This is a genomic window from Kaistella sp. CFF1-2, assembly GCF_059509915.1.
The window spans coordinates 301,555-316,169 of record NZ_JCAKLF010000001.1; the positions used below are offsets into that span (position 1 = coordinate 301,555).

General features: G+C 36.1%; 14 protein-coding genes. 4 read left to right on the forward strand and 10 right to left on the reverse strand.

What is annotated here, in order from left to right; genetic code table 11:
* Window positions 1-75 precede the first annotated feature (75 nt).
* Together AC5XHR_RS01415 and nhaA are read left to right on the forward strand one after the other, a co-directional pair.
* The gene (locus AC5XHR_RS01415) at window positions 76-2,292 is read left to right on the forward strand and encodes a RelA/SpoT family protein (protein WP_495948989.1); all 2,217 of its coding nucleotides are present in this window, start codon (window positions 76-78) and stop codon (window positions 2,290-2,292) included.
* A gap of 17 nt (window positions 2,293-2,309) precedes the next feature.
* A complete protein-coding gene (gene nhaA / locus AC5XHR_RS01420; protein WP_495948990.1) occupies window positions 2,310-3,497 on the forward strand; it encodes a Na+/H+ antiporter NhaA in 1,188 nt (395 codons plus the stop codon).
* Window positions 3,498-3,514: 17 nt separating this feature from the next.
* Here the strand turns inward: nhaA and AC5XHR_RS01425 are convergent, their stop codons facing one another.
* Window positions 3,515-4,480 carry a YihY/virulence factor BrkB family protein gene (locus AC5XHR_RS01425; RefSeq protein WP_495948991.1) on the reverse strand — a complete coding sequence of 322 codons (966 nt, stop codon included), beginning with the start codon at window positions 4,478-4,480 and terminating at the stop codon, window positions 3,515-3,517.
* 30 nt (window positions 4,481-4,510) lie between these two features.
* Here AC5XHR_RS01425 and AC5XHR_RS01430 point away from each other — a divergent pair, with 30 nt between their 5' ends.
* The gene (locus AC5XHR_RS01430; RefSeq protein ID WP_495948992.1) at window positions 4,511-4,984 is read left to right on the forward strand and encodes a 23S rRNA (pseudouridine(1915)-N(3))-methyltransferase RlmH; all 474 of its coding nucleotides are present in this window, start codon (window positions 4,511-4,513) and stop codon (window positions 4,982-4,984) included.
* Here the strand turns inward: AC5XHR_RS01430 and AC5XHR_RS01435 are convergent.
* The 3 genes from AC5XHR_RS01435 to AC5XHR_RS01445 all read right to left on the reverse strand — a co-directional run bounded on the left by AC5XHR_RS01435 (window position 4,981) and on the right by AC5XHR_RS01445 (window position 7,173).
* The gene (locus AC5XHR_RS01435) at window positions 4,981-5,550 is read right to left on the reverse strand and encodes a phosphatase PAP2 family protein (protein WP_495948993.1); all 570 of its coding nucleotides are present in this window, start codon (window positions 5,548-5,550) and stop codon (window positions 4,981-4,983) included. The genes AC5XHR_RS01430 and AC5XHR_RS01435 overlap by 4 nt on opposite strands.
* A gap of 8 nt (window positions 5,551-5,558) precedes the next feature.
* Window positions 5,559-5,894: a Sec-independent protein translocase subunit TatA/TatB gene (locus AC5XHR_RS01440; RefSeq protein ID WP_495948994.1), complete on the reverse strand. Its 336-nt coding sequence runs from the start codon at window positions 5,892-5,894 to the stop codon at window positions 5,559-5,561.
* Window positions 5,895-5,964: 70 nt separating this feature from the next.
* Window positions 5,965-7,173: a TCR/Tet family MFS transporter gene (locus tag AC5XHR_RS01445; protein ID WP_495948995.1), complete on the reverse strand. Its 1,209-nt coding sequence runs from the start codon at window positions 7,171-7,173 to the stop codon at window positions 5,965-5,967.
* A gap of 151 nt (window positions 7,174-7,324) precedes the next feature.
* On the opposite strand from AC5XHR_RS01445, the gene AC5XHR_RS01450 reads away from it, so the two are divergent.
* Complete coding sequence (locus tag AC5XHR_RS01450; protein WP_495948996.1) at window positions 7,325-8,029, forward strand: DsbA family oxidoreductase; 705 nt, start codon at window positions 7,325-7,327, stop codon at window positions 8,027-8,029.
* Window positions 8,030-8,084: 55 nt separating this feature from the next.
* On the opposite strand, the gene AC5XHR_RS01455 is transcribed toward AC5XHR_RS01450, so the two are convergent.
* The 6 genes from AC5XHR_RS01455 to AC5XHR_RS01480 form a co-directional block, all read right to left on the reverse strand.
* Entirely contained in the window at window positions 8,085-8,981 is an 897-nt protein-coding gene (locus tag AC5XHR_RS01455; protein WP_495948997.1) for a UbiA family prenyltransferase, read from the reverse strand.
* Between the two features lie 39 nt (window positions 8,982-9,020).
* Entirely contained in the window at window positions 9,021-9,947 is a 927-nt protein-coding gene (locus AC5XHR_RS01460) for a mevalonate kinase family protein (protein WP_495948998.1), read from the reverse strand.
* A gap of 76 nt (window positions 9,948-10,023) precedes the next feature.
* Complete coding sequence (locus AC5XHR_RS01465; protein WP_495948999.1) at window positions 10,024-11,511, reverse strand: MFS transporter; 1,488 nt, start codon at window positions 11,509-11,511, stop codon at window positions 10,024-10,026.
* 99 nt (window positions 11,512-11,610) lie between these two features.
* The gene (locus tag AC5XHR_RS01470; protein ID WP_495949000.1) at window positions 11,611-12,792 is read right to left on the reverse strand and encodes an acetyl-CoA C-acyltransferase; all 1,182 of its coding nucleotides are present in this window, start codon (window positions 12,790-12,792) and stop codon (window positions 11,611-11,613) included.
* Window positions 12,793-12,796: 4 nt separating this feature from the next.
* Window positions 12,797-13,201 carry a hypothetical protein gene (locus AC5XHR_RS01475; protein ID WP_495949001.1) on the reverse strand — a complete coding sequence of 135 codons (405 nt, stop codon included), beginning with the start codon at window positions 13,199-13,201 and terminating at the stop codon, window positions 12,797-12,799.
* Window positions 13,202-13,261: 60 nt separating this feature from the next.
* A complete protein-coding gene (locus AC5XHR_RS01480; RefSeq protein WP_495949002.1) occupies window positions 13,262-14,596 on the reverse strand; it encodes an MFS transporter in 1,335 nt (444 codons plus the stop codon).
* Window positions 14,597-14,615: the final 19 nt, after the last annotated feature.

Below are 14,615 nucleotides of genomic sequence, written 5' to 3' on the forward strand. Positions count from 1 at the left end.
AAACATTTTCCCAATTTTCATCCCAAATTTTGCCTGATTTTTCGTATTTTCGTCTGTTAGAATTGCTAATAGAATATGGCATACGATATAGAACAAGAAAATAAGGAAATCTCTGCTCGATACAAAGATTTGATTTCCAATACCTACCGCACACTTGATGAAGAAAATAACAAACTCATTCGTAAAGCTTTTGACATTGCCCTAGACGCGCACAAAGATCAAAGGAGAAAAACGGGTGAACCTTATATCTTCCATCCTATTGCTGTTGCTAAAATTGTCGCTGAGGAAATTGGTCTCGGTGCAACTTCCATTGCTTGTGCACTTTTGCACGATGTTATCGAAGATTCTGATTATACGTACGATGATCTCAGGAAAATTTTTGGTAAGAAAATCGCTGATATCGTTCAAGGTTTAACAAAGATCTCGGTGATGACCAATCAAAATATTTCTGCTCAATCGGAAAATTATCGTAAACTTTTATTGACACTTTCAGAAGATTTCCGAGTTATATTGGTAAAAATTGCAGACCGACTTCACAATATGCGAACGTTGGACAGCATGGCGCCGGACAAACAAAAGAAAATTGCTTCAGAAACTGTTTATATTTACTCGCCTTTGGCTCACCGTTTAGGTCTGTACAATATTAAATCTGAACTTGAAGATCTTTCCTTAAAATACAACAATCCAGATGTTTATAATGAAATTGTAAGCAAACTAGAACTTGCCGAAGAGCAACGTGAAAAATATATTGAAGAGTTTAAAAAAGAAGTTTCGGAGCAGTTAAGTGCCGAAGGTTTAAATTTCAGTATTAAAGGTCGAGCAAAAGCAATTTCCTCTATTTATCGAAAAATGCTGAAGCAAGGTGTTACCTTCGAAGAAGTTTTTGACAATTATGCTATTCGAATTACGTATAAATCAGATTTGAAAAACGAGAAATTTCTCGCTTGGAAAATTTATTCGATTGTTACCGACCTTTATCATTCGAATCCGTCGCGAATGCGTGATTGGATTACCCAGCCTCGAGCAACAGGTTACGAAAGTTTGCATTTAACGGTTTTAGGTCCTGATAAAAAATGGATTGAGGTGCAAATTCGTTCTGAAAGAATGGATGATATTGCGGAAAAAGGCGTTGCAGCACATTACAAATACAAAGAAGGCTTCAAAAAACAAGAAGAAATTAATTCCGATGAAAAGAATTTTGAGCATTGGGTAAAGGAAATACGTGAGGTTTTAGAAAATCAGCAATCCTACTCCACCAATGATTTCTTGGATGATATTAAGCTTAATTTATATTCCAAAGAAGTTTTTGTTTTTACACCAAAAGGTGAGATTAAAATTCTTCCGAAAGGTGCAACGGCATTGGATTTTGCTTTCTCCGTGCACTCGGATTTAGGAATGAAGTGTTTGGGTGCAAAAGTTAATGGAAAATTAGTTCCGATTTCCTATGTGCTTCAAAATGGCGATCAAATGGACATTTTATCGTCTCAAAATCAGAAACCCAAAATCGATTGGTTGGATTTTGTAGTAACGTCCAAAGCCAAATCAAAAATCAAGGCTTTCTTAAATTCTGAAAAAAGTTCGCTTGTTGAAGAAGGAAAAGAGATTATGCAACGAAAACTTCGTCATGCGAAATTAAATTTCAATGATGAGGAAATCAACAAAATGCAAAAATTCTTCGGCCTAAAAACATCTCAAGACTTATTTTTAGGATTCCAAGATGGAAGTTTGGATGCCTCGAGCATCAGAAAATATGTGGAAAGTAAAAATGTATTGAATAATCTACTTTCCAGATTCCGAAAGTCTCCAAATAAAAATAGCACCTACGAAGAAGCTCCAGAAACCAATCTCGACATGATTGTTTTTGGAAAAGATGAGGAAAAATTAAACTATACCTTTGCAAAATGTTGTACGGTTCTTCCAGGTGACAAAATTTTTGGATTCATCACGATTTCGGAAGGAATCAAAGTTCATAGTGACAACTGTCCTAATGCTATTAACCTACGTGCACAATACGATTATCGTGTAATTCCAGCGAAATGGGTGAACGAAGAAAGCTTCAAAAATAGAATTAAAATCGAAATTGAAGGTCTCGACCGTATGGGGATGATTAACGACATTACCCAAGTTATTTCCAATTCCATGAACTTGGATATGAAGAGTATGTCCATAGAATCCAACAATGGAATTTTCACTGGAAGTATCAATTTGGAAGTTAAAAATAGAAGTCAGCTCGAAGAAACCTTTAAAAAACTTAAAAATATTACCGGAGTTTCCAAAGTGAAGAGACTCTAAACCTATAAATAGAATTCATGACATTAACTCAGTATTTCAACAAATTTTTCCACAGTTCTCAATCATCAGGAATCCTTTTAATTCTTTGCGTTTTGGTTTCGCTACTCGTTGCCAATTCCGAATGGGGAATTCCTTTTCAAAATTTTCTAGACAAAAAAGTCGGTACCGAAATCTTCCATCTAAACTACAGCGTTAGCGTTTGGATAAACGACGGCTTGATGGCGATTTTCTTCTTACTTGTTGGTTTAGAAATAAAACGGGAAATTGTTGAAGGAGAATTGTCAAGCTTTAAAAACGCGTCACTGCCTATTTTCGCCGCAATTGGTGGAATGGTTGTTCCTGCAGGAATTTTCTATTTGTTGAATTACGGAACTCCTTACGCGAACGGTTGGGGAATCCCGATGGCGACTGACATTGCGTTTTCGTTAGCAATCGTCTCTATGCTTGGGAGTAAAGTTCCGGCGTCGGTGAAAATTTTCCTTGCAGCATTAGCTATTGTTGATGATTTGGGCGCGATTTTAGTCATTGCCATTTTCTACACAGACAATCTAGAATGGATGTATTTAGGACTTTCGGGATTGGTTATTTTAGTATTGATTGCATTAAATTATTTCAAAGTAACAAAGCATATTTTCTATATCGTTCCCGGTATTTTATTGTGGTATTTCATGCATCATTCTGGAATTCACGCCACTATTGCTGGCGTTTTATTAGCATTCACCATTCCAACCAATGTTTCAGTAACGGAAATTTCACCACTTGAAAAGTTAGAACAGAAGCTTCATCTTCCGGTGAATTTTATCATTATGCCAATTTTCGCTTTAGCCAACACCAACATTATGTTCCAAAAAGGCATGGTTGAAGGTTTATTTTCAACCTTTGGTTTAGGAATTATTCTTGGACTTTTTGCTGGAAAAGTGATCGGAATTTGCGCCTTTTCTTTCGTTGCCATCAAATCTAAAATCAGTTCGCTCCCACTTCACAGCAATTGGGCTCATATGATTGGGACAGGATTTTTGGCGGGAATTGGATTTACAATGTCAATTTTCATTGCCTTACTTTCCTTTAAAGGTCATGCGGAAATTCAAGCGGAGGGTAAATTTGCGATTCTATTTGCTTCCATCATTTCGGGATTTGCTGGCTATATCATTTTGAGTAAAGCTGCAAAAAAGTATCCGATGAAAGATATCGAAACGAATTTGTAATTAATTTTTGTTGAATTTTAAACTTCCGTTGCGGAAGTATTTAGTTCCGATTCTTGATTTCGAGCGGCCATTTCGTCGGCAATCATCTTTTCAAGACGCATTTTCTTTAATGTGATGTTCAACTCGTTCCCCAAAAGAATGAGAATGATGTTGATATTCACCCAAATCATAACGATGATAATGGAACCAATTGATCCATAGAAAACGTTGTATCTTGCGAAATTTGAAAGATAGATTGCAAAGAAATACGTTAACGCAATAAATAAAATTGTTGTTAAAACCGCTCCGGGAACGGCTTCTTTCCATCGCGTGATTTTCAAACAACCGACCCAATAGAAAAGGCTTAGCAAAACAAAATAGAAAACAGGGAATGAGAAATACCCAATAATTTTCGAAAGGTTTTGTACTAGCCACGACAATTCGAAATTTGGGGTGAAAAGTTTTAAAACAACTTCACTGTAGTAAATTCCAAGAAAGGTTAAAATAATCAAAGCGATGAACGCAATCGTTATCACCATAGAAATGGTGTATTCCTTGAGAAAATTACGCTTTAAATTCGTGTTTTCGTTAAATCCATTGATCAAAGAATGCGTTCCGTTTGTCCCAAAAATTAAAGCGAACAAAATCGTTAGATTGTTAATGTTTTTCAGGTTTGGAATAATATAATTCTCCAAATAATCGGTTACGTCGTACAAAATGTTTTCGGGAAGAATATTCGGGAGGAGAACATCAAAAATGTAAAACTGCAGTTTATCGTAATGCGGTAGAAACGGCAAGAGCGAAAGCATGAACAATAAGAACGGAAAAAGACTCAAGAAAAAAGCCCACGAAATGCTCGCAGCCTGCTTCCCTATTTGGTTTTTAAAAATACCCGAACCATAAACTTCGAATAACTTGAAAAGTGAAATTCCTAAAAAAGGAATGTAAATACTGTTCAGAAATTTCTTGATTTTGGTTAAGATCTTCGGAGTTTTCACCGCCATTGCTCTATATTTGCATAACAAAGATATAAAATGAGAATCAATTTGCTCTGCATTGGTAAAACAGATGATCGAGAAATCAAAAATTTAATCAATTATTACCTTCCTAGGCTTCCAAAACATTGGAATTTTGAGATGGTGGAGATTCCAGATGTCAAAAATTCTAAAAATCTAAGTCCCGATCAAATCAAAAAAGAAGAAGCCAAGTTATTTCTGAATCATTTTGAACCAGGTGATTATCTAATCATTTTGGACGAAAAGGGCAAACAATTTACGAGTCGCGAATTTGCTCAAAAACTAGATTTCCACATGGGAAATTCGGTTAAACGAATTCAACTTGTTATTGGTGGTGCTTATGGTTTTGCTGATGAAATTTATCAAAAAGCCAACGAAAAAATGGCGCTTTCTAAAATGACATTTACTCACCAAATGGTACGCTTATTTATTGTAGAACAAATTTACAGAGCGCATCAAATACTAGCGGGAAAGCCGTATCACAACGATTAATTTTTCTTGAAATACTGCTTGGCGATGACATTCTTTGCCAATGTCGCAAAAAATCCTCCAAGTAAAAATCCTATTAAAGCTCCGAACAAAATATCCATTGGAAAATGGACGCCTAAGTAAATTCGGCTGTAGGAAACCACAGCTGCCCAAACGAATAAAATGTACGGTAAAGCTTTGATTTTGTTTTTCAACAAAATAGAAATGTAGGTTGCTAGAAAAAATGTATTGGAAGCGTGCGCAGAATAAAAACCGAATCGACCACCGCATTTAACTTCACGAACCAAACCATCAATAGTTGGATCATGACATGGGCGAAAACGCATAATTCCATGTTTGAAAATACTGGCCAACTGGTCAGAAACTGTTACGCCTAATGCAATGAAAATGAAAATGAAAATTAAGGAGTTGAGTTTGAAATTTCGGAAAAGCAAGTACGCTAAAATAAAATAGAACGGAATCCAGATCCAAACTTCGGAAATAAGTATCCAAAAAGGATCAAACGTTTTGTTTCCGAAATTATTGAGATAGATCAATAATGCTTTATCTTCCTGAATTAGTTCGTACATCGTATCAATTATCTACTTACAGGGCCTTCGTGAGTTATGTCGTCTTGAGGTTTTAGTTTTGCTGTTTCATCAGCAACGTCATCCAACGGATTTTTCACATCATTAAACTGACTCATCGGATTGAAATCTTTTGCGGCATCTTTTACCTTTTCAATCTCTTTTTTGATTTCAGAAACCGGATTATCCGTTTCCTTCATAATTTCTGTTTTGATATCTTCTACCGCACCACGCATTTTGCGCATTCCTTGTCCTAGATCACGGGCAATAGACGGTAGTTTATCTGGGCCGAATAACACGATGATTACCAAGGCAATCAACAACATTTCACCAATACTCAATTCCATACTGCGAAAGTACAAAAGTTTCTAAATTAAATAAATCAAAAAAATCATTTTTAAGATGATTTTAATACAATTATGCTTTAAAAGTTCGTCGAACTAGAAAAATACTAATAACAAACAAGATAAAAGCTAGGAAAAATGGCGCTCCCGGAAACTTCATCGGCGCTTCATCATGCGTAAAATAATAAAACAACTGTGTCATTAATGGTGGACCAATAATAGATGTTCCACTCATTAAACTAGTTAAAGCACCTTGCAATTCTCCTTGACTGTTCGCAGGAACCGCTTTTGTAATAATAGACTGCAAGGAAGGGCCGCAAATTCCACCCAGACAATACGGAACAAGAAAAGCAAACATCATCCAACTTTCCGTAACAAAAGCAAATAACAACATTCCAAAGGCATACAAAGCCAAACCAACGTAAACACTATTATAATCACCCAAACGAGGTGTTGTCCAACGAATTAAACCGCCTTGCACCAAACCAATCACCAACCCCATTACACCAAGCGAGATCCCAACCATCTTTTCATCCCAATTGAATTCGTACATGGTGAAATAACTCCAGTTACTTTGCACCGCATGTCCACCAATATAAATTAAAACTAAAGCCGTAATTAAACCAGAAAGCTGCGGATGTTTTCTCAAAAATTTAAATGAACCTACAGGATTTGCACGTTTCCAATCAAAAGGACGCCTTTTTTCTTGAGGTAAACTCTCGGGAAGAATAAAATAACCGTAAATAAAATTGATAAAACACAATACAGCCGCCGCGTAAAACGGAACTCGAGGTCCATAAGCACCAAGCAAACCACCGATTACTGGACCAATAATAAATCCAACCCCAAATGCGGCACCTATAAGTCCAAAATTCTTTGCCCGATCTTCATCTGTTGATATATCAGCAATATAAGCACTTGCAGTCGTAATACTTGCGCCCGTAATTCCAGCGATAATTCGACCAACAAAAAGCCACCAAATACTTGGAGCCAAAGCCAAAAAGACATAATCGACCGCAAAACCAAACAAGGAGATCAGAATAATCGGGCGTCGGCCGTATTTATCACTCAAATTTCCAACAATTGGCGAGAAAATAAATTGTACAAAAGCATACGCAAAACTCAGCCAACCTCCATATTTAGAAGCTTCACTGATATCGGCATGAATTAACTCCTCAATCAATTTCGGGATTACAGGGATAATAATTCCCCATCCCGTAATATCGATGAGCATGGTGATAAAGATAAAACCGATGGCGGCTTGTTTGTTTTTCATTTTCATAAGCGGCTGTAAAGATAAACTGAATTCTAAAAATATAGCGTATTTCCTAAAATTTTGAAACGAATTTGAGTTTATAAACAAATGCAAGTCTTGACCTATATCAATGCAAAAGGAAATCAAAACCCCTACCTTTGTGTAAAATTTAGAAAAAATGAAAGTAGATATTTGGAGTGACACTCGGTGTCCGTTTTGTTTTGTCGGCAAACGAAATTTTGAAAATGCGTTGGCTCAATTTCCAGATGCAAAAAAAATCGAAGTTAATTGGCATAGTTTCCAACTGGATCCCACGATTGTTACCCAACCTGAAAAAGATCCATACGAGTTTCTGGCAGAGATTAAAGGACTTTCTTTGGATCAAATCAAAGGAATGCACGAACATCTAATTCAATCGGGAAAAGCGGTTGGTATTGATTTTAATTTTGATGAATCGAAAGTGGCGAATTCATTTCGTTCCCAAATGCTTCTTCAATTAGCAAAAACCAAAGGAAAAGCCAATGAAATGGAAGAATTGCTTTTTGAAGCGCAGTTTTTGAATGGTCAAAATGTTGACGATCCTTCTGTTTTGGTTGAATTAGGCGAAAAAGCTGGCATTTCGAAAGAGGAAGTTCTTAGCGGAATTGAATCGGATGATTTTAAATTTGCCGTAAATCAAGATATTCAAATGGCTAATAATCTAGGTATTCGCGGTGTTCCGTTCTTTATTTTTAATGATAAATATGCGGTTTCTGGCGCGCAACCTGAAGCGTTATTTTTAGAAGTTTTAGAAAAATCATATAGTGAATTCAAAGCTGGAGATTCTGGTTTGAAAATTATCAACGAAGGCGAATCTTGCGATATTAATGGAAATTGCAACTAAAAAATAGCATAACTAATTTTGAAAAAGCTGAAGTTTACCTTCGGCTTTTTTTATCTTAAAACTTCTCGAAGATTCCGTTTAAAAGCAAAAAAATAACTCCAATAAAAATCCAAAATCGAAGGACATTCATCAGCCAAAAAATACGTTTGATTCTGAAGTGAAAAACGGGCCATAACGAGGCTGCTAAAACTAAAGCCGAAAGACTAAAATAAATGACAACGAAATTAAATCTAGGTGCAAAAACCACAACCAAATACGCAACAAGCGCATTCAAAACTAAAAGAATTGAAATCACAACGGTTGTTTTCTTAAATCCAATCTTTAATGGTATGGTTGAATAGCCAAAAAGCTTGTCGGGACGCATGGTTAAAATGTCTTTCATAATATCTATAATCCACAAAAGCAGAAATAGAAAAGCGGCCATCCAAAACAATTTCCACGAAAAGTGTTGATAATACACCAATAATCCAAAAAACGGATACAATGATAATGAAACGTAGGTAAGATTATTAATGATGAAGATCTTGCTCAACTTATGGCTGTAAAACCACATCACAAACTGATAAATAAGGAAAAAAACAAAAATTCGCCACGACAAAATTCCAGCTATACTCAATGAAACGGCATTGAGAATCACATACATGTACAGAAAATATTTCTGTTTCAAAAAACTCTGCAACTTAGAACGAAAAGGTTTCTGAATTTTATCTTTTTCAAGATCGTAAAACTGATTGATTAATCCGCCTGCGGCAATGCTCAACAACGAACAAAAAATGATGCCGTGAACTTTGATATCAAAAACAAAACTTCTCAAACTTTCTTCTTGATTAAACAAAAAAAACGTAGAAACGTAAAGTCCGAAAGTGAAAAATATTAAAACAAAAAAACGTGCTCCCAGCAGCAAACTGATGAATTGCGAGAATCGATAAATCAAATTTTTATTTTGATTCATGCAGCTGAGTTTTATGTTTTAGAAATTCGAGGATAGAAACTAAAATCGATAGATCACCTCTTTTTGAAAACCTTCGAGCATTTTTTCGGCTTGGTCATAATCTTTGGTAAAACCTAAGATATAGCCTCCACCACCGCTACCACAAAGTTTTAAATAATACGCATTGGTATCCAAACCTTTTTTCCAAACATTGTAAATGCTTTCCGGAATCATCGGTTTGAAATGTTCATACGCCCAAACAGATAGTTTTTTCAAGTTTCTGAAAAACGGGTTCATCTCTTTCTTCAAAAATGCATCAATACACGCATTATTATAGCGGATAAACTCTTCTTTCATCGTTTTGCGGAAACCTTCGGTTTTCATTTTTTCAAAGAAAATCTGTACCATCGGTCCCGTCTCACCTACCATACCTGAGTCAATTAAAAAGATCGCTCCTTTTCCTTGCTCTCCTTGCGGAATATTCACCTTATCTACGTTTTCACGATTTTCAATAAGGATTGGAAGGTTCATATAACAAATCAACGGATCAATTCCTGAACTGGTTCCATGGAAATAACTTTCTAGTTTTCCGAAAACCTTTTTCAGCTCTTTTAATTCGTTTTTTGAGATTTCGTCTGGAGTTCGTTTTGTAAACGAATATTTTTCAAAAATAGCAGCCACCAAAGCTCCTGAACTTCCAACTCCATATCCTTGCGGAATATTCGAGTCGAAAAACAATCCTTTCGAAATATCTTTCTTGAAAGCGGAAACATTTAATTTGAAATTTTCTGGAAGTTCCAAATCAGCCAAATATTCAGCATAGCGCTGTAAATGCTCGTTGGATTTCTTTTCAAAATCTGAAAAGTCTTTTGAAAACTTCAAAGTCCCTTTGTAGAAGCTATAAGGCAAGGTAAGACCTTGGGAATCCTCTATAATTCCGTATTCACCGAAAAGTAAAATTTTTGCGTAGAATAAAGGGTTGGTCATGTAGTTACTATTTTGTTGCAAAATTACTAAAAATCAGCCAATAAGATACAATAATCGCACCAGAAATTACATCTTCCTATTTGTGATTTTTAATAACTACAAATCGAATAAGAAGAATTCCTAACGCAAAGAATATAGACATTGCAATAAACGCATATTGCATGTTTCCAAATTTCTGAATAAACACCGTGAAAATAAGCATTCCACAAATAATTGCAAGCTTTTCTAATACATCATAAAAACTGAAAAACGTGGTATTTTCCATGGAATTTTCCGGCAATAATTTGGAATACGTGGAACGTGACATCGCCTGTAAGCCGCCCATAACCAAGCCAATAAAACCTGCTAAAATGTAAAACTGCATTTGCATGTTCGGGTTTTCTTTCTTCAATAAATAAGCCGATAAACAACATGCAATCCAAATAACTCCAGCGATCGAAATAACGTTTTTATTTCCGATTCGTTTCGACAATTTAGAGAAAATAAAGGCCCCAAAAATTGCAATAATTTGAATAACCAGAATCGTGATAATCAACTTGTATTTATCTTCCTGCTTTGGAAAAACCATCGTACTTCCAAAAGGCGTTGCCATTAAGAAAATCGTTTGCATCCCAACACTGTAAAAGAAGAAACTGGATAAGAAGAATTTTAAATTTCGGTTTGCAAAGAGTTTGTTTCCAACCTTGAAAAGTTCTCTAAAACTTTCTTTGGCTACATCAATATAAAAGCTGATATTATCCTTTAAAACTTCAAAAAAACCACCTTGTTCCTCGTGTCTTTTGAAAATATTCTTGTAATTAAGCAAGACCAAATCCTTTGGTAATTTATCACTAACATTTCCAAATTGAGGTAAGTTTTTGAACGTATATTGAGAAAAACCAAACCACCAAGCTCCTGTCAATAGGAATGTAATTCGGATCATAATATTTTGTTGTTTCGGGTCTGTTGTTATTCCTTGAATTAAAAACAAACAAATAATCAACAAAACAACCGATCCCACATACCCATAAATATAGCCTTTTGCGGAAAGTGAATCTTGCTTATCAGGCGTTGCAATATCGGGTAAAAAGGAGTTGTAGAAAACCAAACTCCCCCAGAAACCGACGCTGGCTGTAATACTAAATAATAAACCTAAAAAGACGTTTTCCATCCCTGTAAATAAGGCTAATCCCATACAAGATGTCGCTCCCAAATAACAGAAAAACTGAAGAAAAGATTTTTTGTTCCCAATGGTATCCGCCAAGGAGGATAAAAATGGGGAAATCAAAACAACTAAAAAGAATGAAATAGCATACGAAAAACTTAAAACTGCGTCGGGCTCATAATGCTCTCCGAAAATTTTAATCATATGACGTACGGGAATTTCCTGATACTCATTTGCGGCTTCCACAAATTCTTTTTTATTGAATTTGGTGGTAAGAATCGTATAGTAAATAGGAAAAATAGTAGATGTAATTACCAATGAATATACCGAATTTGCCCAGTCATATGTGGCCCAAGCCTTCATTATTTTCGGGTTATTCTTGATATTCTTTTGCGCCAAAGCATCGTTTGTCTCAGACATTCTTCAAAAATTGTTTAAACAAAAATAAAAAAACCATTAAGATAAACACGAAAATAATCGTGAATTATGCTTAATGGCTATATTTTTATGGAAATTGGCTTACGCCATGTTCTCAATCACAATGGCAGAAGCTCCTCCACCACCGTTGCAGATTGCTGCTGCACCGTATTTTCCGCTGTTCTGTTTTAGAACGTTAATCAATGTTACGATGATTCTAGAACCTGAACTTCCCAGTGGGTGACCTAAAGAAACCGCACCACCGTTCACATTCACTTTAGCTCCATCTAAACCTAAAATTTTATTATTCGCTAAACCAACTACAGAAAACGCTTCGTTGAACTCGAAAAAGTCAATATCAGAAACTTCCAAACCAGCTTTTTTCAAAGCAATTGGAAGCGCTTTTGCAGGCGCTGTTGTAAACCACTCTGGCTCTTGCGCTGCATCCGCATACGAAACGATTTTTGCTAAAGGTTTCAATCCTAGTTCTTCCATTTTTTCTTTGGAAACTAAAATTAAAGCCGAAGCTCCATCGTTAATTGTCGAAGCATTCGCTGCTGTTACCGTTCCACCATCTCTTTGGAAAGCCGGTGGCAACGAACCAATTTTATCGAATTTCACGTTTTTATATTCTTCGTCTTCTGCAAAGATTACAGGATCACCTTTTCTTTGAGGAACCGAAACCGGAACTACTTCATTCGCAAATTTTCCATCCGCCCAAGCCTGTGATGATCTTTTGTACGATTGAATCGCAAATTGATCTTGATCTTCTCTTGAAAACTCATATTTTGAAGCACATTTCTCAGCGAAATTTCCCATATGTTGTCCGTGGAATGCATCAAGTAAACCATCGCGAAGCATTCCATCTTGCATTTTGATTTCACCCAATTTTACTCCATTTCTTCCATCTAAATAATGTGGAATACGAGACATATTTTCCATTCCACCAGCAACGATAACGTCAACATCTCCAGCTTTAATTGCTTGAGCGCCCATCATTACGGCTTTCATACCAGAAGCACACACTTTATTTACGGTTGTACAAGGTGTTTCGTTGGATAAACCTGCTCCTAAAGCAGCTTGTCTCGCTGGCGCTTGACCTTCTCCTGCTTGGATTACATTTCCCATATACACTTCTTGAACAGCGTTTGGGTCTAGGCTAATTTTTTCTAAAGCTCCTTTAATTGCTGCAGTCCCCAATTGTGGTGCAGGCACGGAAGATAAACTTCCCATAAAACTTCCCATCGGCGTTCTTACTGCCGATACGATGAAAACTTCTTTCATATTCTTAATTAATCTTTTTTTGTTTGAAAAATGAGGAAAATAATAAGACAACTGCACCTATCAAGATTACTTGCCAGCCCCATTTTAAAGTCACCATTCCTGTCGCAAGATTCTTCAACTTTGCAATAGGAATAAAGGAAAAGAAATCGTTGGTTTGATAGCGAACGGCATACATACTAAAAGCCATGTGAACCAAGAGCAGAACCGCTCCTATCCTCACGACTTTCGAATGTTGAAATACAATTCCTAACAAACACAATAAGCAAATAGCCCAAAAACTAATTGCTAAATAATGATCGGTTTCCCAAAAATTCCAATTTCCCAAAATTGGAACATGCACTAATGGAAGAAAGCTTCCGATGAAGGCTAAAAATAGCGCAAAGTACTGTGTATAGGGTATTATCTTCATAATTCTCTCTTTGCCAAGATACAAAAAAAAACGCACTTTCAAAAAGTGCATTTGCTTATTTTAATGAGTGGCTTTCGCCATTTCTTCGGGATTATGTTTATGCTTAAAGATAAACGCAAACAAGATGGTAACCACTAATGCATAGCCTGCAAAAATATACCAAGAGGTCTTCCAACCTTCTAATTGAGCTCCTAAATCGGTTTGACTAAACACAAAATGATTTACAATTTCTTGTGCTCCAAGCATTCCTAAAGTTGCACCAAAACCGTTGGTCATCATCATAAAAACACCTTGAGCTGATGAACGAATATCTTTATCCGTTTCGTTATCCACATACAATGAACCCGAAACATTAAAGAAATCAAATGCAATTCCGTACACGATCATGGAGATAATGAACATCCAAACACCTGTTCCTGGATTTCCTAATCCGAATAATCCGAAACGTAAAACCCAGCCTACCATCGCCATTAACATTACGGTTTTGATCCCGAAACGCTTCAAGAAAAAGGGAATTAACAAAATACACAAGGTTTCCGAAACTTGAGAAAGAGAGATTAACGCATTCGCATTATTCGCTCCCCACGTATTTGCATATTCTGGGACGCTTTTAAACGTTGTAATAAACGGATTTGCGTATCCATTGGTAATTTGCAACGAAACACCTAACAACATCGAGAAGACAAAGAAAATCGCCATCTTACGATCTTTGAACAAGGAGAATGCTTTTAAACCTAAAGCTTCATTCAACGTTTTCTTTTCTCTTGATTTATCTACTGGACAATTCGGTAATGTGAAGCTATACAAGAACAAAACAATTCCTAAAATCCCTGAAACATAAAACTGATTGTAATCGGATTGGAAACTTTTAAACGTTCCTTCGCCCGAGAAATTGAAACTAAAACTTCCGTCTTGAGTTCCAAAGAAATTTACAAACAACATCGCGACAATAAAACCAACCGTTCCGAATGTTCTAATCGGTGGAAACGCTTTAATAGTGTTGAGATTGTTTTGTTTTAGAATAGTATACGCTGTAGAATTGGACAAAGCAATCGTAGGCATAAAGAACGCCACACTTAAAGAATACAAGGTGAAAATCGTTGTAAAATCTACATCTGCACCCGAAGTTTGTCCATAATATCCAGCAGCGATAATAAATACAGCAGCAAGGAGATGATTAATACCTAATAATCGTTGAACGGGAATCCATCGATCGGCAATGATACCCATAATAGCCGGCATAAAGATGGAAACAATTCCTTGCATGGCATAAAATAATCCGATTTTCGGACCCAATCCCACAGAACCTAGATAATTACCCATTGAGGTAAGATAAGCCCCCCAAACGGCAAACTCCAAGAAGTTCATTATGGTTAAACGTAACTTTACATTCATATAGCGTACACGTATTTAT

Bases quoted from the DNA above. Each gene is read 5' to 3' on its own strand.
- AC5XHR_RS01475 (WP_495949001.1), bottom strand. From the start codon at position 13,201: ATGAAGATAATACCCTATACACAGTACTTTGCGCTATTTTTAGCCTTC.
- AC5XHR_RS01445 (WP_495948995.1), bottom strand. From the start codon at position 7,173: ATGAAAATGAAAAACAAACAAGCCGCCATCGGTTTTATCTTTATCACC.
- AC5XHR_RS01455 (WP_495948997.1), bottom strand. From the start codon at position 8,981: ATGAATCAAAATAAAAATTTGATTTATCGATTCTCGCAATTCATCAGT.
- AC5XHR_RS01460 (WP_495948998.1), bottom strand. From the start codon at position 9,947: ATGACCAACCCTTTATTCTACGCAAAAATTTTACTTTTCGGTGAATAC.
- AC5XHR_RS01450 (WP_495948996.1), top strand. From the start codon at position 7,325: ATGAAAGTAGATATTTGGAGTGACACTCGGTGTCCGTTTTGTTTTGTC.
- AC5XHR_RS01470 (WP_495949000.1), bottom strand. From the start codon at position 12,792: ATGAAAGAAGTTTTCATCGTATCGGCAGTAAGAACGCCGATGGGAAGT.
- AC5XHR_RS01480 (WP_495949002.1), bottom strand. From the start codon at position 14,596: ATGAATGTAAAGTTACGTTTAACCATAATGAACTTCTTGGAGTTTGCC.
- nhaA (WP_495948990.1), top strand. From the start codon at position 2,310: ATGACATTAACTCAGTATTTCAACAAATTTTTCCACAGTTCTCAATCA.
- AC5XHR_RS01435 (WP_495948993.1), bottom strand. From the start codon at position 5,550: ATGTACGAACTAATTCAGGAAGATAAAGCATTATTGATCTATCTCAAT.
- AC5XHR_RS01440 (WP_495948994.1), bottom strand. From the start codon at position 5,894: ATGGAATTGAGTATTGGTGAAATGTTGTTGATTGCCTTGGTAATCATC.
- AC5XHR_RS01425 (WP_495948991.1), bottom strand. From the start codon at position 4,480: ATGGCGGTGAAAACTCCGAAGATCTTAACCAAAATCAAGAAATTTCTG.
- AC5XHR_RS01465 (WP_495948999.1), bottom strand. From the start codon at position 11,511: ATGTCTGAGACAAACGATGCTTTGGCGCAAAAGAATATCAAGAATAAC.
- AC5XHR_RS01415 (WP_495948989.1), top strand. From the start codon at position 76: ATGGCATACGATATAGAACAAGAAAATAAGGAAATCTCTGCTCGATAC.
- AC5XHR_RS01430 (WP_495948992.1), top strand. From the start codon at position 4,511: ATGAGAATCAATTTGCTCTGCATTGGTAAAACAGATGATCGAGAAATC.